Origin of the sequence: Kitasatospora sp. MMS16-BH015 (assembly GCF_002943525.1) — a bacterium.
Classification (GTDB): Bacteria; Actinomycetota; Actinomycetes; order Streptomycetales; family Streptomycetaceae; genus Kitasatospora.
Window position 1 is genome coordinate 5,913,594 of the sequence record NZ_CP025394.1, and the last position, 20,206, is coordinate 5,933,799.

The following is a 20,206-nucleotide window of genomic DNA, read 5'->3' on the forward strand; positions in this document are numbered from 1 at the left end:
GTGTGAGTATCGAATTCCCAGAGATCGCAGGCGCCGCGACCGGCGTCGGTTCGTTGCCCGGTACCGATGCGCGGGAGGCCGCGAAGACGGCCGTCGGGGCGCTGGAGTTCCTGCCGCATCTGCCGGAGCTGCCCGCCCGTGGGCCGGGGGCGGACATGATCGGGCGGAGCGCCGGCCTGCTGGTGGAGCTGTTCGCGCACGTGGAGCCGAGCGGCTGGCGGTTTTCGGATCGGCCCGGCCGGGACACCCGGCGTGCGCACTCCTGGCTGGGCGAGGACCTGGACGCCCTGGAGGAGTTCACCCAGGGGTACGAGGGGCCGCTCAAGGTGCAGGCCGTCGGGCCGTGGACGCTGGCCGCCGCGATCGAGCTCAGGAACGGCGAGCGGGCAGTCAAGGACCTGGGGGCCTGCCGGTCGATCGCCGAGTCGCTGACGGAGGGTCTGCTGCGGCACCTGGCGGACGTGCGGCGCCGCGTCCCGGGCGCGCAGCTCGTCCTCCAACTGGACGAACCCTCGCTCCCGGCCGTGCTGGCCGGCTCGCTCAAGACCGCCAGCGGCTTCTCCCGGCTGCGCGCCGTCGACCGGCAGCTCGCGGAGGAGGTGCTCCGCGGGGTGATCGGCAAGGTCGGTGCACCGACCATCGTGCACTGCTGCGCGCCCGGCACGCCGATCCCGCTGCTGCGCCGGGCCGGGGTGGCCGGGGTCTCGGTGGACTTCTCCCTCCTCACCGAGCGTGACGACGACGACCTCGGCGAGGCGGTGGAGGCGGGCACCCGGATCCTGGCCGGTGTGGTGCCCTCCACGGACTCAGGAATGTCGGACGCGGCCGGTAGTGTCCAGGGTGTCAGGACGTTGTGGCGCAGGTTGGGGCTCTCCCCGGAGCTGCTGGGCCGCCGCGTGCTGGTGACGCCGACCTGCGGTCTGGCGGGGGCGAGCCCCGCGTACGCCCGCAAGGCGCTGTCACTCAGCGCACAGGCGGCCCGCAGCCTGGTGGACAACCCGGAGTAGTAGTGGAGGACGCGGTGGCGGCGGTCGAGGGCTGGGAAGACGTTCCGGCTGAGGTGCGGAAGCGGGCGGCCGAGCTGGCGGTCGAGCTGGAGGAGCACCGCGTCCGGTACTACGAGCAGGACGCGCCGACGGTCAGCGACGCCGAGTTCGACGCCCTGATGCGCGAGCTGGAGGCGATCGAGGCCGAGCACCCCGTGCTGGTCACCCCCGACTCGCCGACCCAGAAGGTCGGCGGCGGGGCCACCGACGCCTTCGCCAAGGTCGAGCACCGCGAGCGCCTGCTCAGCCTGGACAACGCGATGGACGACGAGGAGCTGTCGGCCTGGGCCGAGCGCGTCGCCAAGGAGCTGGACGGGCTGGAGTACCACTACCTCTGCGAGCTGAAGGTGGACGGCCTGGCCGTCAACCTCACCTACGAGCGCGGCCAGCTGGTGCTCGCCGCCACCCGCGGCACCGGCCGGGTCGGCGAGGACATCACCACCAACGTCCGCACCATCAAGGAGATCCCGCACCAGCTCAAGGGCGACCACATCCCCGAGCTGGTCGAGATCCGCGGCGAGGTCTTCCTCCCCACCGAGGCCTTCGCCGAGCTGAACGCCTCCTTCGCCGCCGAGAACGACCGCCGCCGCGCGGAGAACGAGGAGCGGGCCAAGGAGGGCAAGCGCCCGCACGCCCTGGTCAAGCTGTTCGCCAACCCGCGCAACGCCGCGGCCGGGTCGCTGCGCCAGAAGGACCCACTGGTCACCGCCTCCCGCCCGCTGCACATGGTGGTGCACGGCATCGGCGCCCGGGTCGGCTTCGAGATCGACAACCAGTCGCACGCCTACCAGCTGCTGCACGACTGGGGCCTGCCCACCGCCAAGCACAACCGGGTGGTCTCCTCCCTCGAGGAGGTCCGCGCCTTCATCAAGCAGTACGGCGAGCAGCGCCACTCGGTGGAGCACGAGATCGACGGCGTGGTCGTCAAGGTGGACGAGATCGCCCTGCAGGGCCGGCTGGGCGCCACCTCCAAGTCGCCGCGCTGGGCGATCGCCTGGAAGTACCCGCCGGAGGAGGTCAACGGCAAGCTGGCCCGGATCCAGGTCGGCATCGGCCGCACCGGCCGGGCCACCCCGTTCGCCGTGCTGGCGGAGCCGGTCAAGGTGGCCGGCTCGATGGTCCAGTACGCGACGCTGCACAACCAGGAGATCGTCAAGGCCAAGGGCGTCCTGCTGGGCGACACCGTGGTGCTCCGCAAGGCGGGTGACGTCATCCCCGAGATCCTCGGCCCGGTCGAGGACCTGCGGGACGGCACCGAGACCGAGTTCGTGATGCCCACCCACTGTCACGAGTGCGGCACCGAGCTGCGCCCGATGTCCGAGGGCGACATCGACGTGCGCTGCCCCAACGCCCAGCACTGCCCGGCCCAGGTGCGCGAGCGCCTGGCGTACCTGGGCGGCCGGGAGTCGCTGGACATCGAGGGCCTGGGGTACGTCGCGGCCACCGCGCTCACCCAGCCGCTGGAGCCGGCCGAGGCCCCGGTGGCCAACGAGGGGGACATCTTCGCCCTGACGCTGGAGCAGCTGCTCCCGATCAAGGTCAAGGTGCGGGACCAGAAGACCGGCCTGCCCAAGCTGGACGACAAGTCCGGCAAGGAGAAGGTGGCGACGTTCTTCGCCAATCTCAAGGGCGAGCCGAAGAAGACGGCGACCCTCCTGCTGGAGAACCTGGACAAGGCCAAGGACCGCCCGCTGTGGCGTTACGTCAACGGCCTCTCGATCCGGCACGTCGGCCCGGTGGCGGCCCAGGCGCTGGCCCGCGAGTTTCGTGACCTGGACCGCATCTTCGCGGCCACCGAGGAGGAGCTGGCGGCGGCCGAGGGGGTCGGCCCGACCATCGCCCGCTCGATCAAGGAGTGGTACGAGGAGGAGTGGCACCGGGAGATCATCGAGAAGTGGCGCGCGGCCGGTGTGGTCTTCGTCGAGGAGGCTGCCGAGGCCGAGGGTGACCGCCCGCTGGAGGGGCTGACGGTGGTGGTGACCGGCACGCTGGCCGGACACACCCGGGACGGCGCCAAGGAGGCGCTGACCAGCCGTGGAGCCAAGGTGACCGGCTCGGTTTCGAAGAAGACCGATTTCGTGGTCGCCGGTGATAATCCCGGGTCCAAGTACGACAAGGCTGTACAACTCGGGCTGGCGGTGCTCGACGACGCGGGCTTCACCGTCCTGCTGGAGCAGGGCCCGGTGGCCGCCCGCGCGCTGCTCGGCATCGAGGAGGCGGCTCCCGAGGAGTCACCCGGGGCGGCCGCCGAGACCCCCGAGGCCGAAGCGGAGCCCACGAACGGCTGAGCACTCGTTACCTTCCTGATGCCTCGTCAACAGGGTCCGATCGGGAAGAAGCGGGCATTCTGTCACTGTGCGGACGCCACTTGGGGAAGTTCCGACGGTGCCGCGCTCATGGTTGTCCGAAAGTCCGCCCTTCCGGCGGACACCGGCTTACCCTTGAGCGCAACAGTGTGTCAGCAAGGGTGATCGGTACCGGTCCTGTTCGTCCGGTCCGTCGGGGACACCCGTCACTGGCGCCCGTCGGCACCATCGAGGTGCCGCACCGAAAGGCGGCCTGACGGGGCGGGCCCGACGGAGGACAGGGCTTATGGATCGTTCGACCGGCGGTGCGCCCACACGCCCGCCGCAGGGGGTGGCGGGCGCGGTCCTGCTGCTCGGCGTGCTGCTGGCCGGGGCCGCGCCGCTCATTCCGCTGGCCGTCCTGGTCTACCGGCACGAACCCGAGCTGCTACCGCTCTTCGCGGTGCCGCTGGCCGTCCTGGTGGCGGCCTGGCGGATCGCCCGGGACCGGGCGCGGGACCAGCTCACCGACCCGCTCACCGACCTGCCGAATCGTCACGCCTTGCTGTTGGCGGCCCAGGAGGCGATCGCCGACCACGAGGAGGACGAGGGCTACAGCGTCGGTCTGATACTGCTGGATCTCGATCGTTTCCGGTCACTCAACGACGCCCTCGGCCACACCGCCGGCGACCGGCTGCTGGTGCACATCTCCCGCCGCCTCCACCGGGCGCTGCGCTCCGGCCCGCACAACCCCACCCGGAGCGATCCGGACGAGGTCTTCGCCCAGCTGCCCGACTCCCAGGGCCGCCCGGTGGTGGCCCGGATGGGCGGCGACGAGTTCGCCGTGCTGCTCCCCGGGGTCGGCTGCCCGGACACCCTGGAGCGGATGGCCAATGCCCTGATCGCCGAGCTGGCCGCCCCGATCCGGCTCGACGGCCTGCTGCTCGTGCTGGAGGCCAGCGCCGGCGTCTGCGTCTACCCCCGGCACGCCCAGGACGCCGAGGCACTGCTGCGCCGCGCCGACGTGGCGATGGGCCACGCCCAGCGCCGCCGCAGCGGGGTCGAGCAGTACGACGAGGCCCGGGACATCGACACCCCGTACCGGATCGGCCTGCTCGGCGACCTGCGCCGGGCCCTGGAGACCGGCGAGGTGCAGCTGCACTACCAGCCGAAGGTGGCCTTCGACGGCCGGGTGGTCGGCCTGGAGGCCCTGCTGCGCTGGGAGCGGCCCGGCCGCGGCAAGGTCTCGCCGGACGAGTTCATCGGCCTGGCCGAGTCCAGCGGCCTGATGCCCCGGCTCACCGACTACGTGCTGGAGGCCGCCGTCGGCCAGCTCTCCGACTGGCGCCGCCAGGGCCTCGAGGTGCAGGTCGCCGTCAACGTCTCCCCCCGCGACGTGCTCAACCCCGGCTTCGCCGGCCGGGTCGCCGGGCACCTGGCCCGGCACGGCGTGCCCGCCCACGCCCTCCAACTCGAGATCACCGAGCGCCTGCTGCTCGACGACTCCCGGCTCGCCGCCGACACCCTGGCCGAGCTGCGCCGCAGCGGGGTCGGCATGTCCCTCGACGACTTCGGCACCGGCCACTCCTCGCTGGTGCGGCTGCGCTCCCTCCCGGTCGGCGAGCTGAAGATCGACCGCTCCTTCGTCTCCCGGATGGTCGCCGACCACCACGACGCCGCCGTGGTCCGCTGCTCCGTCGAACTCGCCCACTCCCTCGGCCTCACCGTGGTCGCCGAGGGCGTCGAGGACGACGAGACCTGGGAGCGCCTGCACGGTCTCGGCGTCGACGCCGTCCAGGGCTGGCTGGTCTCCGCCGCCCTCCCCGCCGAACAGGCCACCGCCTGGCTGATGGTTCACCGCACCACGGCCCCGAAGGTCGAATGGCTGACGCCGCGGCCCGCCTTACCGCCGACGCCCTAGGCAGCGCTCCCAGTTGCACCACCAGGGGCGCGGGGAACTGCGCGACCAGCCCTCCACCGAGGTACACGGTTGCGCGCACAGTTCCCCGCGCCCCTGCTGTGGTTTCGGTCCCTGGTAACGCTGCCCCATAGGATGGGCCTCAGCCCATGAGCCCGCCGAGCCGAAAGCCCGGTGCTCAACCGAATCTCACCCCCCAGAGGATCGCTGCATGCCTGGCATCACGCGCGAGGAGGTCGCCCACCTCGCCCGGCTGTCGCGTCTGGAGCTCGCCGCCGAAGAGCTGGACCACTTCGCCGAGCAGCTCGACGTGATCATCGGCGCGGTCGCCCGCGTCTCCGAGGTCGCCGGACAGGATGTCCCGCCCACCTCCCACCCGCTGCCGCTGACCAACGTCATGCGCGCGGACGAGGTGCGCCCCTCCCTCACCCCGGAGCAGGCCCTGGCCGGCGCTCCGGCGGCCGAGGAGCAGCGTTTCCGCGTCCCGCAGATCCTCGGGGAGGACTGACCCACCCATGTCTGAGCTCATCCGTTACACCGCCGCCCAGACGGCGAACGCCATCGCCACCGGCGAGGTCTCCGCCGTCGAGGTCGCCCAGGCCCACCTGGACCGGATCGGCGCCGTGGACGAGAAGGTCCACGCCTTCCTGCACGTCGACACCGAGGGCGCACTGAGCGCCGCCCGCGCCGTGGACGCCAAGCGCGCCGCCGGCGAGGAGCTGGGCCCGCTGGCCGGCGTCCCGCTCGCGCTGAAGGACGTCTTCACCACCAAGGGCGTGCCCACCACCTGCGGGTCCAAGATGCTGGAAGGCTGGGTGCCGCCGTACGACGCCACCCTGACGACGCGTCTGAAGGACGCGGGCGTGGTCATCCTCGGCAAGACCAACATGGACGAGTTCGCGATGGGCTCCTCCACCGAGAACTCCGCCTACGGCCCGACCGGCAACCCGTGGGACCTCTCCCGCATCCCCGGCGGCTCCGGCGGCGGTTCGGCCGCCGCGCTGGCCGCCTTCGAGGCCCCGCTGGCGATCGGCACCGACACCGGCGGCTCGATCCGCCAGCCCGGCGCCGTCACCGGCACCGTCGGCGTGAAGCCGACCTACGGCGCGGTCTCCCGCTACGGCCTGGTCGCGTTCTCGAGCAGCCTGGACCAGGGCGGCCCCTGCGCCCGCACCGTCCTCGACGCGGCCCTGCTGCACGAGGCGATCGCCGGGTACGACCCGATGGACTCCACCTCGATCGACGCGCCGGTCCCGGCCGTGGTCGAGGCCGCCAGGATGCGCGACGTCCGCGGCATGCGGATCGGCGTGGTCAAGGAGTTCGCCGGCGAGGGCTACCAGGCCGGCGTGATGCAGCGCTTCAACGAGTCGGTGGAGCTGCTCCGCGAGCTCGGCGCCGAGGTGGTCGAGGTCTCCTGCCCGTCCTTCACCCTCGCGCTGCCCGCCTACTACCTGATCGCCCCGAGCGAGGCCTCCTCCAACCTGGCCCGCTTCGACGCCATGCGCTACGGCCTGCGGGTCGGCGACAACGGCGAGCGCTCGGCCGAGCAGGTCACCGCGCTGACCCGCGAGGCGGGCTTCGGCGACGAGGTCAAGCGCCGGATCATCCTCGGCACCTACGCGCTCTCCTCGGGCTACTACGACGCCTACTACGGCTCGGCCCAGAAGGTCCGCACCCTGATCTCCCGCGACTTCGACGCCGCCTTCGCCGGGGTCGACGTCCTGGTCTCGCCGACCACTCCGACCACCGCCTTCCCGATCGGCGAGCGCGCCGACGACCCGATGGCGATGTACCTGGCCGATCTGTGCACGATTCCGTCGAACCTGGCGGGCAACGCGGCCATGTCGCTCCCGGTCGGCCTGGCCCCGGAGGACAATCTCCCGGTCGGCCTTCAGATCATCGCACCCGCGATGGCGGACGACCGCCTCTACCGAGTGGGCGGCGCCGTCGAGGCCGCACTCAACGACAAGTGGGGGCACACCCTGCTGGAGGAGGCACCGGCACTGTGAGCAAGATCGCCAAGGCAAAGGGCTTCAAGCACAGCAAGCCCGGCCTGCTGCTGTCCATCGGGACGAGCGCCTTCGGCGCCATCTCCCTCTACAAGGACATCAAGAAGGCCCGCGGCGAGCAGGACACCCTGCTCCTCGCCAACGCCGTCGTCGGCGCCCTCGCGCTGGTCACCGGCACCGCCCTGCTGCTGCGCGAACTGAAGCAGCTCGGCGACGACGACATCCTGCTGGGCTGACCCAGTCACGGGCGGTCGGGGGCCTCCCGCCTCCGGCCGCCGCGCACGTAACCGACAGGAGCAGGTGATGATCACCCAGATTCGCATCGACGGGTTCAAGTCGTTCGTCGGCTTCCAGCTCGATGTGCATCCGGTCACCGTGCTCCTGGGGGTCAACGGCGCGGGCAAGTCGAACCTGTTCGACGCCCTGCGGCTGGTCAGCGGCATCATCCATCGCGGGGTCCGGGACACGCTCTCGGGCGACCGCCGGCTCGCCGCGCATACCCTGTTCCACCGGGGTGAGGGTGCTCCGGCACGGGATCTCGAGGTCATGGTCGGAGCGGTGACCGAGACCGAGGACGGCCCACTGCCGATCACCATCAGAGTGGCCCTGCGGGGCGGCTCGAAGCCGTTCCTCGACGTCTACCGCAGCCGGGTCCGGCTCAGCGGGCTCCGGCAGACCGACTGGACGGACCGGCTCGGTTACTCCGCCGCCTGCCGGGCCGAGCTGGTCGCAGCCCGGCAGGCCTTCCTGGCCCGGACTCCGAGCGGCCCGGAGCACACCTGGCTCCACACCGACCAGATGCCTGAGCCCGGTGCGGACTACTTCCACGAAGGTCTGTACGAGGTCGCCCAACAGGAGTGCGCGACCTGGTTCCCGTACGCGCTGGAGCCCACCGCTCTGCGTGAGCTCGGCCGCCCGGAGGATGACGGCCCGCTGCGGCCGGACGGCCGGAACCTCGCTGTGGTGCTGGACCGGATCAGCCGGGAGAGCCCCGAGCGGTTCACCCGCCTGGTCGCCGACCTGGCGGCCATCGTGCCCGGGGCGCGGGGCATCCGCACCGAGACCATCCGGACCCGGGGCGAGCTGGACTTCGAGGTGGAGTTCCAGCACACCGGCTGGATCTCCCCGGCCTCGCTCTCCGACGGCACGCTGCGGGCCCTGGCCCTGCTGGCGGCCTCCTGGGACCAAGCGAACCCGGGCACCCTGCTGGTCGAGGAGGTGGAGAACGGCATGCACCTGACCCAGGTCGCCGAGCTCGTCCGCCGCCTCAGCCGCAACGTCGGCCTCGCCGCCGATGCCCGAGGCCAGAGCGCCCGCCAGCTGATCCTCACCACTCACTCGCCCGCCCTGCTCGCCGCACTCCGCGGTGACCTCTCCGGCAGCCTGGTCTTCCTGGAACAGGCCAACCGGGTCGATCCGGAGAGCGGTGCGGTCTCCCGCGTCACGGCGGCCCGCCCGCTCCGGGAGCGCGGTGCCACCGACGACCCGGGCGAGTCGATCTCGCCGCAAGCCGTGACCCGGCTGCTCCGGCGCCTCGGACAGGAGGTCTCCTAGATGGGGGACCGCCCGCTCGTCCCGGCGCTGGTGGCGGAGGGCCCGAGCGACGAACCGTTTCTCGCCACGCTGATCGTGCGTCAGCTGGAGGAGCTGCTGATCGCCAAGGCACCACGGCGGGTCCAGGTCTTCGCCTGCGAGGTCTCGCCCGTCCGGATCACCGGATCGGGTGGGGCACAGGCCGTGATCGAGACCGCGTGGGAGCTGGCCCAGGACTGCGACCTGATCTTCGCGCACAGCGACGAGAAGGAGCGGGACACCGCAGAGAAGCTCGTCGCCGAGCTGCACGCCCGGGCCCAGCAGGCCAAGGCCGCGGTGCCGGTCGTGCTCGTGCCGATCCGGATGACCGAGTCCTGGATGCTGGCGGACCGTCAGGCGATCGCCCGCTGTGTCGCGGGCGCGGACCTCGGAGCCTACCCGTACAAGACTCCGGCGGACGTGGAGAAGGCGCACAACAGCCCCGGCCACCCCGCCTACGCCAAGCAGGTCTGGCAGGCGATCGCCGGCTGCGGCCACGAGAGCACCGACCTACTCGCCCAACACATCGACCTCCGACTTCTCTCCCAGCTGCCCTCGTACCAACGATGGCTGGCGGACACCGAAGAAGCATTGAAAGCGAAGGGATTTCTGTGAGCACCATGAACCTGGTGTCCTACGACGACGCACTCGCCTCCTACGACCCGGTGATGGGCCTCGAGGTCCACGTCGAGCTGGGCACCAAGACGAAGATGTTCTGCGGCTGCTCGACCGAGCTGGGCGCCGAGCCGAACACGCAGGTCTGCCCGACCTGTCTGGGGCTGCCGGGCTCGCTGCCGGTGGTCAACGCGATCGGGGTCGAGTCGGCGATCAAGATCGGGCTCGCGCTGAACTGCGAGATCGCCGAGTGGTGCCGGTTCGCGCGAAAGAACTACTTCTACCCGGACATGCCGAAGAACTTCCAGACCTCGCAGTACGACGAGCCGATCGCCTTCAACGGCTACCTCGACGTGCAGCTCGAGGACGGCTCGACCTTCCGGGTGGAGATCGAGCGCGCCCACATGGAGGAGGACACCGGCAAGTCCAGCCACGTCGGTGGCGCCACCGGCCGCATCCACGGCGCGACCCACTCGCTGCTCGACTACAACCGGGCCGGCATCCCGCTGATCGAGATCGTCACCAAGCCGATCGAGGGCGCCGGCGAGCGCGCCCCCGAGGTGGCCAAGGCGTACGTGCGCGAGCTGCGCGAGGTCATCCTCTCGCTCGGCGTCTCCGAGGCCCGGATGGACAAGGGCCAGATGCGCTGCGACGTGAACCTGTCGCTGCGTCCGAACGGCACCGAGAAGTTCGGCACCCGCTCCGAGACCAAGAACGTCAACTCGCTGCGCAGCGTCGAGCGGGCCGCCCGGTTCGAGATCATGCGGCACGCCACCGTGCTGACCGACGGCGGCACCATCGTGCAGGAGACCCGCCACTTCCACGAGGAGGACGGCTCCACCACCTCCGGGCGGATCAAGGACAACGCCGAGGACTACCGCTACTTCCCCGAGCCGGACCTGGTGCCGATCGCGCCGGCCCGCGACTGGGTCGAGGAGCTGCGCGCCGCGCTGCCCGAGCTGCCGCGGGTGCGCCGCGCCCGGCTGCAGGGCGAGTGGGGCCTCTCGGACAAGGACATGCAGTCGGTGCTCAACGCCGGCGCCGTCGGGCCGATCCTGGAGACCATCGCGGCCGGCGCCCCCGCCGACCAGGCCCGCAAGTGGTGGATGGGCGAGCTGGCCCGCCGCGCCAACGAGACCGGCACCGAGCTGGCCGAGCAGCCGATCACCCCGGCCCAGGTAGCCCGGGTGTGCGCGCTGGTGGCCGAGGGCAAGCTGAACGACAAGCTGGCCCGTCAGGTCATCGAGGCCGTCCTCGCGGGCGAGGGCGAGCCGGACGCCGTGGTCGAGGCGCGCGGTCTGGCCGTCGTCTCCGACGACTCCGCGCTCGGCGCGGCCGTCGACCAGGCCATCGCCGAGAACGGCGCGATCGCCGACAAGATCCGCGACGGCAAGGTCGCCGCGGTCGGTGCGCTGGTCGGCGCGGTCATGAAGGCCACCCGCGGCCAGGCCGACGCGGCCCGGGTCAAGGACCTCATCCTCGCCAAGCTGGGCGTGGAGGGCTGAGCCTCCCCAAGCCGGGCTAAGGACCCTCAGGCCGCAATAAGGCGTTGCGGGGCCCTTACCTTAGATGCCTCAGCCGGTGCCCACCCCGTACGCGGGGTGGGCACCGTCGTTTCTAAGGCCCTACCGCACCGGAAGATCGGGCATGCTGCCGATGCCCGCCGGGGGCCTTGGGGAGGAAGCTCTTAGCAGGACGACGGACCGGCCGGAAGAGGCCGGGAAGGGTCCGCCAGGAGGGGAACCACCATGATCGAGTACGAGCTGATCCAGCAGCGCAACGCGGAGCTCCAGCGCGTGGCCCGGGACTACGTCCTGGCCCGCGAGGCCCGGAGCGGCGCCCGGAGCTTCCGGGAGACCCTGCGCAGCCGCTTCGCGCGGCGGGCGAGCGTCGCCCCGGCGGTCACCACCGCTCGCCTCGGCGAGTGCTGAACCCTTGGCAGGCGGCCAGCCAAAAAGGGGCGCGGGGAACTGCGCGAGGGCGGAAGGCGACGACCTGTCACCTTCCGCCCTCGCGCAGTTCCCCGCGCCCCTGGATAGTGCAACTGGCTCGGAGAAGTAGGCAAGATGACCGTTTCTTCCGTACTCGCGCAGTTCCCCGCGCCCCTGATGGCGGTCCTGCGGGATATCCAGTGCCCCGCCCGCCAGGGCGTATGGCATGCTCTCGCGCGTGGAGCAGCTTTCGGTCAGCCCTGTCTTCGTCGGTCGCGGTACCGAGACCACCGCTCTCGCCCAGGCGTTGGAGCGGGCCGGGCGGGGTGAGCCGGTGGCGGTGCTGATCGGCGGGGAGGCCGGGGTCGGGAAGACCCGGCTGATCGAGGAGTTCCTGGACAGCGCGGCGAGCGAGACGGTGGTGACCACGCTCGGGGCCTGTCTGGAGGTCGGGGCGGAGGGCCTGCCGTTCGCGCCGATGGCGACGGCGCTGCGCCGGCTGCACCGGCAGCTGGGGGCCGAGCTCGAGCGGGCGGCGGAGGGGATGGAGGGCCACCTGGCCCGCCTGCTGCCGGACTTCGGCGAGGCGGACGCCGAGCCCAACGACGAGTTCAGCCGGGTCCGGCTGTTCGAGCACACGGCCCGCCTCTTCGAGCGCCTCAGCGCCCACCGCACGCTCGTCCTCGCGGTCGAGGACCTGCACTGGTCGGACCGCTCCACCCGCGAACTGCTGGCCTACCTGATCCGGACGCTGCACCGCTCCCGGGTGCTGATCGTGGCCACGTACCGTGCCGACGACCTGCACCGGCGCCACCCGCTCCGCCCGTTCCTGGCCGAACTCGACCGGCTCCGGACGGTGCAGCGGCTGGAGTTGGCCAGGTTCCAGCGCCGCGAGGTGGCCGCCCAGCTGGCCGGCATCCTGGGGACGAAGCAGCTGGACCGCGAGCTGGTCGACCGGATCCACCGGCGGTCGGAGGGCAATCCGTTCTTCGTCGAGGAGCTGGCCACCGCGCACCGCGAGGGCAGCCCGGCCGGGATGACCGACTCGCTGCGCGACATCCTGCTGGTGCGGGTGGAGGCGCTGCCGGACGAGACCCAGCGGGTGCTGCGGATCGCCGCCGAGGGCGGCAGCTACGTGGAGCACGCGCTGCTCGCGGCGGTGCTGGACGAGGGGGACGGCGAGCCGGTCGAGGAGTGCCTGCTGGAGGCGCTGCGGACGGCCGTCGGTGCCAACGTGCTGCGGCCGGACACCGACGGCGAGGGGTACCGGTTCCGGCACGCGCTGGTGCGCGAGGCGGTCTCGGACGACCTGCTGCCGGGGGAGCGGTACCGGATCAACCGGCGGTACGCGGCGGTGCTCGAGGCGGACGAGGCGCTGGTCTGCGCGGCCGACCGGCCGGCCCGGCTGGCCAACTACTGGTACCACGCGCACGATCCGGCCCGGGCGCTGCCCAGTGCCCTGGACGCGGCCCGGGCGGCCCGGCGGCGGAACGCCTTCGCGGAGCAGCTGCGCATGCTGGAGCGGGCGCTCGGGCTCTGGGAGGAGGTCTCGGAGGAGGTGCAGGCCACCACGCTGCGCCCGTACGACTGGGCCGAGACCTACCCGCCCTGCACCTGCGACCCGGGCACCCACGACGAGGGGTGCGACCGGCTGCGGCTGGTGGACGTGCTGGCCGAGGCCGTGGTGGCGGCCCGCCGCAGCGGGGATCCGGAGCGCGGGCTGAGCCTGTCCAAGCGGGCGCTCAAGCTGGTGGACGAGACCGAGCACCCCGAGCGGGCCGCGTGGTTCCGGATGCACCGGGCCCGGCTGCTGGGGCAGCTGCTGCGCGGCGGGCAGGACGAGGAGATCGAGCACGCCCAGCGGCTGGTGGCGCGGCGCCGCCCGTCGGCCGTGCAGGCCGAGGTGTTCGCGCTGGCGGCCTCGCACGCGATGATGATGCACCCGACCGAGACCGACATCGCGCTGGCCGAGCGGGCGGTGCAGATCGCCCGGGAGGTGGGGGCGGGCACCGTGGAGCAGCACGCCCGGATGACGCTGGGCACCTTCCGCGCGCTGCAGGGCGACCCGGAGGCGGGGATCGCGCTGATCAGCGACGCGGTGGAGCGGGCCCGGGGGCTCTGCGCCCCGGACCTGCACTGCCGGGGCCTGAACAACCTGGCCAGCCTGCTGCTGGGCCTGGGCCGGGCGGCCGAGGCCGAGGCGCTGGCCCGGGAGGGGCTGGCGCTGGCCGGGCGGACGGGACTGCTGGGCAACACCGGCGCGCTGCTGATCGGCAACCTGGGCGAGGCGCTGTTCGCGCTCGGCCGCCCGGCCGAGGCGGCCCGGGTGCTGGTCGAGTGGGAGAGCGAGCAGTGCGGCGGCTCGTACTACGAGTTCCTGGACCGGCTCTCGGGCGAACTGGCCTTGGAGCGGGGGGAGTCGGCCACCGCGGCGGCCTGCCTGCACCGGGCCCGCTCGGCCGGCCGGGTGGTCCGGCTGCAGCACCAGGTGCCGGCCGTCCGGCTGGCGATGCGGCTGGCCGCCCGGGACGGGCGGCCGCTGGACGCCCGCGCCGAGCTGCACGCGATGCTCGACTTCCGGGCCGAACACGCGGCCAGGCACCCGGGGTTGCTGCCGGAGGGCGGCTGCGGCTGGCTGCTGCCCGCGCTGGCCGAGGCGGCCGCCGTGGAGGCCGACAGCCGGGGCCTGCCGGCCGCCGCGCCCGGCCGGGCCGAGGCGCTGGCCCGGATCGCCGGGGCGGCCGCCACGCTGAGGCCCAGCGCGCCGCTGCACATCGGCTGGCTCCGGCTGCTCGAGGGGGAGTTGGCCCGGGCCGAGGGCTGCGACGACCCGGCGCACTGGGCCGCCGCGGTCGAGGTGCTGCGCGAGGTGGAGCCCGGCCAGCCGCTGCTGCTCGCGCTCTACCGGCAGGCGCAGGCGACGGCCGCGGCCGGCCGGCGGGAGGCCGCCGCCGAGCTGCTGCGGGAGGCGGCCGGGCTGGCCGCGGCCCGCGAGGACACCCGACTGGCCCGGGAGATCACCCACTTGGCCGAGCGGGCCGGACTCTCCCTGGACGGCCGCCGGAGCGAGCCGGAGCCGCCCGCCGAGGGGGCCGAGGCGCTCGGGCTGACCCCGCGCGAGCGGGACGTGCTGCGGCTGCTCGCCCAGGGCCGGACCAACCGGCAGATCGCCGAGGAGCTCTACATCTCGCCCAAGACGGCCAGCGTGCACGTCTCCAACATCCTGGCCAAGCTGGCCGTCGGCAGCCGGGGCGAGGCCGCCGCGGTGGCCCACCGGCTCCGGCTCTTCCCCGAGGCCGCGCTGCTCACCGCCCCGGCCTGAGGCCGGGCTGACCCGTTCCGGTGACACTCACCCGGAAGGCGGCCCCAGCGGGCGCACCATTACTCTAAGTTGAGTGTAGGTGTCATTGAGTGACCAGAGTGGTGTAGTGTCCCGAGCGGGAACACCGGTGCGGCGCGAGCACCGCCATGACGTGGCGTCAGGTCACTTGGCGTGGTGGCACAGCCGAGGCCCGGGTGCAGCGAGGCCCCGGGCCGGAGGGGGAGATGTCGAGTGAACTCCACCGATTCCGTGCTGTCCGCCCCCCAGCCGCCCGCCCGGCGCACCCCGGGGCGCGCCCCGCTGCGCGCCAGGTGCGCGGCCCTGCGCACCGGATGCCGGGCGCTGCGCGCCAAGTGCACGGGGCTGCGGGCCTGGTGGGGCTCGCCCTGGTATCTGACCCCGTGGGTGGCGGCCAGTAGATGCGCGGCCCGGTTCGGCACCCTGCCGAGCGTCGCGCTGACGCTGCTCTGCCTCGGGTACGCGCTGGGCGCCGAGCTCGGCTGGGGCTCCCGGATCGCCGCCGACTTCATGGGCGACTTCGGCCTGGCCGGCGCCGCGCTGGCCGCGGCCCTCTCCTGCCTGCTGCGCGGCTGCACGATCGGCGGCCCGGCCCGGCCGGCCTGGCTGCTCTTCGGCCTCTCCTCCACCGTGGTCGCCTTCGGCAACGGGGTCTGGGGCTGGTACGAGGTGGTGCTGCGCACCGACCCGCCGCCCGGCTCGCCCGCCCAGTACGCCTTCCTGCTGTTCGCCCCGCTGGCCATCACCGGCCTGCTGGTGCTCGCCCAGCGCCCCCGGGCCGCCACCGGCTGGCTCTGCCTGCTGCTGGACGGCTGGCTGGTGGCCGGCTCGCTCTTCACCCTGGCCTGGAGCCTGGCGCTCGGCCGGGTCGCGGCGGGGGAGGGGGACGACCCGCTCCGGGTCTCGCTCGGGCTGGCCTACCCGGTGCTGGACATCCTGCTGGTCAGCCTGGTGGTGGGCCTGCGCTTCCGGGGCCGGGACGGCAACCGGGCGGCGGTGCACACCGCGATGGTGGGCCTGGCCGTCACGGTGGTCTGCGACGCCCTGTTCACCTCGCCCGAGGTGCACAGCACCTACCACTCGGGCGAGTTGCTGGACGCGGGCTGGTTCGCCGGCAGCGTGCTGCTGGCCTGGGCGCCCTGGTCGGCCCCGCGCCGCTCCGAACGCGAGCAGCACCCCTCGGCCGGCGGCCCCCGGCGGCGGGTCTCCACCCTGTTCAGCGCCGTCACCCCGTACGTGGCGGCGGCCGTCTGCACCTCCGGCATCCTGTACACCACGCTCGGCGGCCGACCGCTCGACCGGGTGGTGCTCACCGCCGCCTCCACCGTCGGCCTGGCGCTCATCCTGCGCCAGGCCATCGTGCTTCTCGACAACCTCAAGCTGGCCCAGGCGCTGGCCGCCAAGGAGGCGCACTTCCGTTCGCTGGTGCAGGGCTCCAGCGACGTGATCATGATCGCCGGGCCCAATGCGGTGCTCTCGTACGTGAGTCCGGCCGCGATCGGGGTGTACGGGCGCGACCCGGAGGAGCTGGTCGGCGGCAACCTGCTCAACCTGGTGCACCCCGAGGACGTGGACCGGATGCTCGCCGAGGTGCGCCGGCTGCTCGGCGAGCCGCCCGAGCAGGCCGGCGAGCCCTCGGCCCGGGTGGAGTGCCGGATCCGCTCCGGCGGCGGCGAGTGGCTGCACGTGGAGTCCACCGTCAACCGGCACCGGGACGGCCTGATCCTCAACTGCCGGGACGTCACCGAGCGGGTCCGGCTGCAGGCCCAGCTCCAGCACAACGCCTTCCACGACCCGCTCACCGACCTGCCCAACCGGGCGCTGTTCACCCAGCGGGTGCGGGCCGCGCTCACCGAGCCGTCGGTGCCGACCCAGCCCTGCCCGCAGGACGGCACCCAGAGCGTCTACGCCGAGGCGGCCCGCGACTGCGAGGGCACCGTGGCGGTGCTCTTCCTCGACCTGGACGGCTTCAAGGCCGTCAACGACACGGCCGGCCACCAGGTCGGCGACGAGCTGCTGGTGCAGGCCGCCCGGCGGCTCCAGGGCGCCGTCCGCTCCGGCGACACGGTGGCCCGGTTCGGCGGGGACGAGTTCGCCGCCCTGGTCCGGGGCCGCCTCGGCCGCACCCAGGTGCAGGAGCTGGCCGAGCGGGTGCGGGCCGCCCTCTCCGAGCCGTACTGGATCGGCGGGGCCGAGCTCGGGGTGGCCGCCAGCATCGGCATCGCCTTCGCCGCCCGGGGCCCGCAGGCCGACCCGAAGGCCGCCGGGGACGAGCTGATGCGCAACGCCGACCTGGCGATGTACCAGGCGAAGTCCCAGGGCAAGGGCCGGGTGGTGCTCTACTCCGGCGACATGCGCGCCGAGCTCGACCGCCGCTCCGAGCTGGAGGGCCGGCTGAGGGTGGCCGTCCGGGAGGGCGGCTTCACCCTGCTGCACCAGCCCGTGGTCGACCTGCGCAACGGCGTGGTGGCCGCCGTCGAGGCCCAGGCCCGCTGGCGCTCGGCCCAGGGCCTGCTGCTCACCCCCGCCGAGTTCCTGCGGGCCACCGAGCACGGGGACGCGGCCACCCGGTTCGCCCGCTGGCTGCTCCAGGAGGCCGTCGGGGCCGCCGCCACCCGGCAGGCGGTGGCGCTGCCCCAGGCCGTCCCGGTGCCGGTCTCGGTGCGGCTCACCGCCGAGCGGCTCTGCGCCCCGGGCATGTACGAGACCGTGGTGGCCGTGCTGCGCGAGTCCGGCCTGCCCGCCGGGCTGCTGGTGCTCGAGCTGGCCCGGACGGGCCAGGACAGCGGGGCCGACGAGCTCGGCCGCCGGCTCGCCGCGCTGCGCCGGCTCGGCGTCTCCACGGCGGTGGCGGGCTTCGGCGCGGGCAGCGGCTCGCTCGGGGCGCTGGCCCGGCTGCCCTTCGACGCGCTCAAGCTGGACCGCACCCTGGTGCAGGACCTGGCCGACTCGGCCGTCACCAGGGCGCTGGCCGGCCACGCGGTGCGCCTGGCCCGGGAGCTCGGCCTGGTGGCCCAGGCGGAGGGCGTGGACCACGCCCGGCAGGTGGCCGCGCTGCAGGAGCTGGGCTGCCGGCACGGCCAGGGCCTGGCCTTCGCCCAGCCGCTGGACGAGTACCGGCTGCGCCGGGCGCTGGCCCGCCGGGTCTACCCGCTGCCCAGGCCGCTCGGCACGCTCTCCGGCAGACGGGCCTACCTGGCCGCCGACACCCGTTCGGGTGGCCGTCCCGACCTTTCGCAGCCCCGTCCGACGCACCATCACGCGGCCCCCGACCTGCCCGAACGCCGCGCCCCGGCCGGTCCACTGGTGGGTCCGCATGGTGAGACCTCCGTCCCACCCGCTTGACACTCCCCGCTCTCGGGGAGGAAGGTCAATGCCATGCGCACCCGAATTCTCGTACTTGGCGGGCGCGTCGGCTGAGTGGGCCCCCGGGCCTCACCCGTGACAGACCGACGCGCCACCCCTCGCATGCCCTTGGGCACGAGGGGTTTTTTGTTGCACTCGAACTGGTCAACCACCGCAGGACCACTGGCCCGAACCGCCCGAAATACGGACGATTCAGGCAGGGCCCGCATCCGGAACCGAAGTCCCGGAAACCGAGAAGAGACAGGCAGATGACTGAGCACGCCGCAACCCCCCGCCGCGGGGACAACCCGGCCGCCCACGCGCCGGGCTCCACCACCGTCGTCGAGACGATGACCGGCGCGCAGTCGCTCATCCGCTCCCTGGAGGCCGTGGGCGCGGACACCGTCTTCGGCATCCCGGGCGGTGCCATCCTTCCCGCGTACGACCCGCTGATGGACTCGGTGAAGGTCCGCCACATCCTGGTCCGCCACGAGCAGGGCGCGGGCCACGCCGCCACCGGCTACGCCCAGGCCACCGGCCGGGTCGGGGTCTGCATGGCCACCTCGGGTCCGGGCGCGACCAACCTGGTGACCCCGATCGCCGACGCCTACATGGACTCCGTCCCGATCGTGGCGATCACCGGGCAGGTCGCCTCCAAGGCGATCGGCACCGACGCCTTCCAGGAGGCGGACATCTGCGGCATCACGATGCCGATCACCAAGCACAACTTCCTGGTCACCGACGCCGCCGAGATCCCGCGGGTGATCGCCGAGGCCTTCCACATCGCCGGCACCGGCCGTCCCGGCCCGGTCCTGGTCGACATCGCCAAGGACGCGCTGCAGGCCACCACCACCTTCCGCTGGCCGGTGGAGACCAACCTGCCGGGCTACCGGCCCGTCACCAAGCCGCACGCCAAGCAGATCCGCGAGGCCGCGAAGATGCTGGTCTCGGCGAAGAAGCCGGTGCTCTACGTCGGCGGCGGCGTGCTCAAGGCGCAGGCCAGCGCCGAGCTGCGGATCCTGGCCGAGCTGACCGGCGCGCCCGTGGTCACCACCCTGATGGCGCTCGGCGTCTTCCCCGACAGCCACCCGCAGCACCTGGGCATGCCCGGCATGCACGGCTCCGTCCCGGCCGTCACCGCGCTGCAGAAGTCGGACCTGCTCTTCACCCTGGGCGCCCGCTTCGACGACCGGGTGACCGGCAAGCTGGACTCCTTCGCGCCGTACGCCAAGGTCGTGCACGCCGACATCGACCCGGCCGAGATCGGCAAGAACCGCCCGGCCGACGTGCCGATCGTCGGTGACGCCCGCGAGGTGCTGGCCGATCTGATCGTCGCCGTCCAGGCCGAGTTCGACGCCGGCCACAAGGCCGACTACGCCGACTGGTGGGTCAAGCTCAACGAGTGGAAGAAGACCTTCCCGGTCGGCTACGAGCCCGCCCCCGAGGGCGAGTTGTCGCCCCAGCAGGTGATCGAGCGGATCGGGCAGAAGGTCGGCTCGGACGCGATCTACGCGGCGGGCGTCGGCCAGCACCAGATGTGGGCCTCGCAGTTCATCAACTACGAGAAGCCGGCCACCTGGCTCAACTCCGGCGGCGCGGGCACCATGGGCTACGCCGTCCCGGCCGCGATGGGCGCCAAGGCGGGCAAGCCCGACACGGTGGTCTGGGCGATCGACGGCGACGGCTGCTTCCAGATGACCAACCAGGAGCTGGTCACCTGCGCGCTGAACAACATCCCGATCAAGGTCGCCGTCATCAACAACGGCTCGCTGGGCATGGTCCGCCAGTGGCAGACCCTCTTCTACAACCAGCGCTACTCCAACACCGTGCTGCACTCCGGCCCGGAGCACGACGGCAAGGAGCCGCCGGCCCAGGGCACCCGGATCCCGGACTTCGTGATGCTGAGCGAGGCGATGGGCTGCGTGGGCCTGCGCTGCGAGCGCCCGGAGGACCTGGACGCGGTGATCGAGCAGGCGATGGCGATCAACGACCGCCCGGTCGTGATCGACTTCATCGTCCACCAGGACGCCATGGTCTGGCCGATGGTGGCCGCCGGTACCAGCAACGACGAGATCCTCGCCGCCCGGGACGTCCGCCCGGACTTCGGCGACGACCTCGACTAAGACCCTGACACGGAAGCAAGAG

The 20,206-nt window shown here is 72.9% G+C and carries 13 protein-coding genes; all 13 read left to right on the plus strand.

The window, feature by feature from the left end; genetic code table 11:
• The first annotated feature begins 2 nt into the window (after window positions 1–2).
• The 13 genes from CFP65_RS25540 (at window position 3) to CFP65_RS25600 (ending at window position 20,184) form a co-directional block, all read left to right on the plus strand.
• Window positions 3–1,007 carry a methionine synthase gene (locus CFP65_RS25540; RefSeq protein WP_254552561.1) on the plus strand — a complete coding sequence of 335 codons (1,005 nt, stop codon included), beginning with the start codon at window positions 3–5 and terminating at the stop codon, window positions 1,005–1,007.
• 2 nt (window positions 1,008–1,009) lie between these two features.
• Window positions 1,010–3,334, plus strand: coding sequence for an NAD-dependent DNA ligase LigA (gene ligA / locus CFP65_RS25545; RefSeq protein ID WP_254552562.1), 2,325 nt, complete (start codon window positions 1,010–1,012; stop codon window positions 3,332–3,334).
• A gap of 304 nt (window positions 3,335–3,638) precedes the next feature.
• The gene (locus CFP65_RS25550) at window positions 3,639–5,252 is read left to right on the plus strand and encodes a bifunctional diguanylate cyclase/phosphodiesterase (protein WP_104818396.1); all 1,614 of its coding nucleotides are present in this window, start codon (window positions 3,639–3,641) and stop codon (window positions 5,250–5,252) included.
• Window positions 5,253–5,460: 208 nt separating this feature from the next.
• The gene (gene gatC, locus CFP65_RS25555; protein ID WP_104818397.1) at window positions 5,461–5,757 is read left to right on the plus strand and encodes an Asp-tRNA(Asn)/Glu-tRNA(Gln) amidotransferase subunit GatC; all 297 of its coding nucleotides are present in this window, start codon (window positions 5,461–5,463) and stop codon (window positions 5,755–5,757) included.
• Between the two features lie 7 nt (window positions 5,758–5,764).
• The gene (gene gatA / locus CFP65_RS25560) at window positions 5,765–7,258 is read left to right on the plus strand and encodes an Asp-tRNA(Asn)/Glu-tRNA(Gln) amidotransferase subunit GatA (protein WP_104818398.1); all 1,494 of its coding nucleotides are present in this window, start codon (window positions 5,765–5,767) and stop codon (window positions 7,256–7,258) included.
• Complete coding sequence (locus CFP65_RS25565; RefSeq protein ID WP_104818399.1) at window positions 7,255–7,494, plus strand: hypothetical protein; 240 nt, start codon at window positions 7,255–7,257, stop codon at window positions 7,492–7,494. The genes gatA and CFP65_RS25565 overlap by 4 nt, the downstream gene beginning before the upstream one ends.
• A gap of 67 nt (window positions 7,495–7,561) precedes the next feature.
• A complete protein-coding gene (locus CFP65_RS25570) occupies window positions 7,562–8,812 on the plus strand; it encodes an AAA family ATPase (RefSeq protein WP_104818400.1) in 1,251 nt (416 codons plus the stop codon).
• The gene (locus CFP65_RS25575; protein ID WP_104818401.1) at window positions 8,813–9,445 is read left to right on the plus strand and encodes a DUF4276 family protein; all 633 of its coding nucleotides are present in this window, start codon (window positions 8,813–8,815) and stop codon (window positions 9,443–9,445) included.
• Window positions 9,446–9,450: 5 nt separating this feature from the next.
• Window positions 9,451–10,950: an Asp-tRNA(Asn)/Glu-tRNA(Gln) amidotransferase subunit GatB gene (gene gatB, locus CFP65_RS25580; RefSeq protein ID WP_371682549.1), complete on the plus strand. Its 1,500-nt coding sequence runs from the start codon at window positions 9,451–9,453 to the stop codon at window positions 10,948–10,950.
• Window positions 10,951–11,193: 243 nt separating this feature from the next.
• Entirely contained in the window at window positions 11,194–11,376 is a 183-nt protein-coding gene (locus CFP65_RS25585; protein WP_104818403.1) for a hypothetical protein, read from the plus strand.
• Window positions 11,377–11,614: 238 nt separating this feature from the next.
• Window positions 11,615–14,698: a helix-turn-helix transcriptional regulator gene (locus tag CFP65_RS25590; RefSeq protein ID WP_371682461.1), complete on the plus strand. Its 3,084-nt coding sequence runs from the start codon at window positions 11,615–11,617 to the stop codon at window positions 14,696–14,698.
• A 405-nt stretch (window positions 14,699–15,103) separates the two neighbouring features.
• Window positions 15,104–18,061 carry a bifunctional diguanylate cyclase/phosphodiesterase gene (locus CFP65_RS25595; RefSeq protein ID WP_254553099.1) on the plus strand — a complete coding sequence of 986 codons (2,958 nt, stop codon included), beginning with the start codon at window positions 15,104–15,106 and terminating at the stop codon, window positions 18,059–18,061.
• 269 nt (window positions 18,062–18,330) lie between these two features.
• Window positions 18,331–20,184: an acetolactate synthase large subunit gene (locus CFP65_RS25600; protein ID WP_104818405.1), complete on the plus strand. Its 1,854-nt coding sequence runs from the start codon at window positions 18,331–18,333 to the stop codon at window positions 20,182–20,184.
• Window positions 20,185–20,206: the final 22 nt, after the last annotated feature.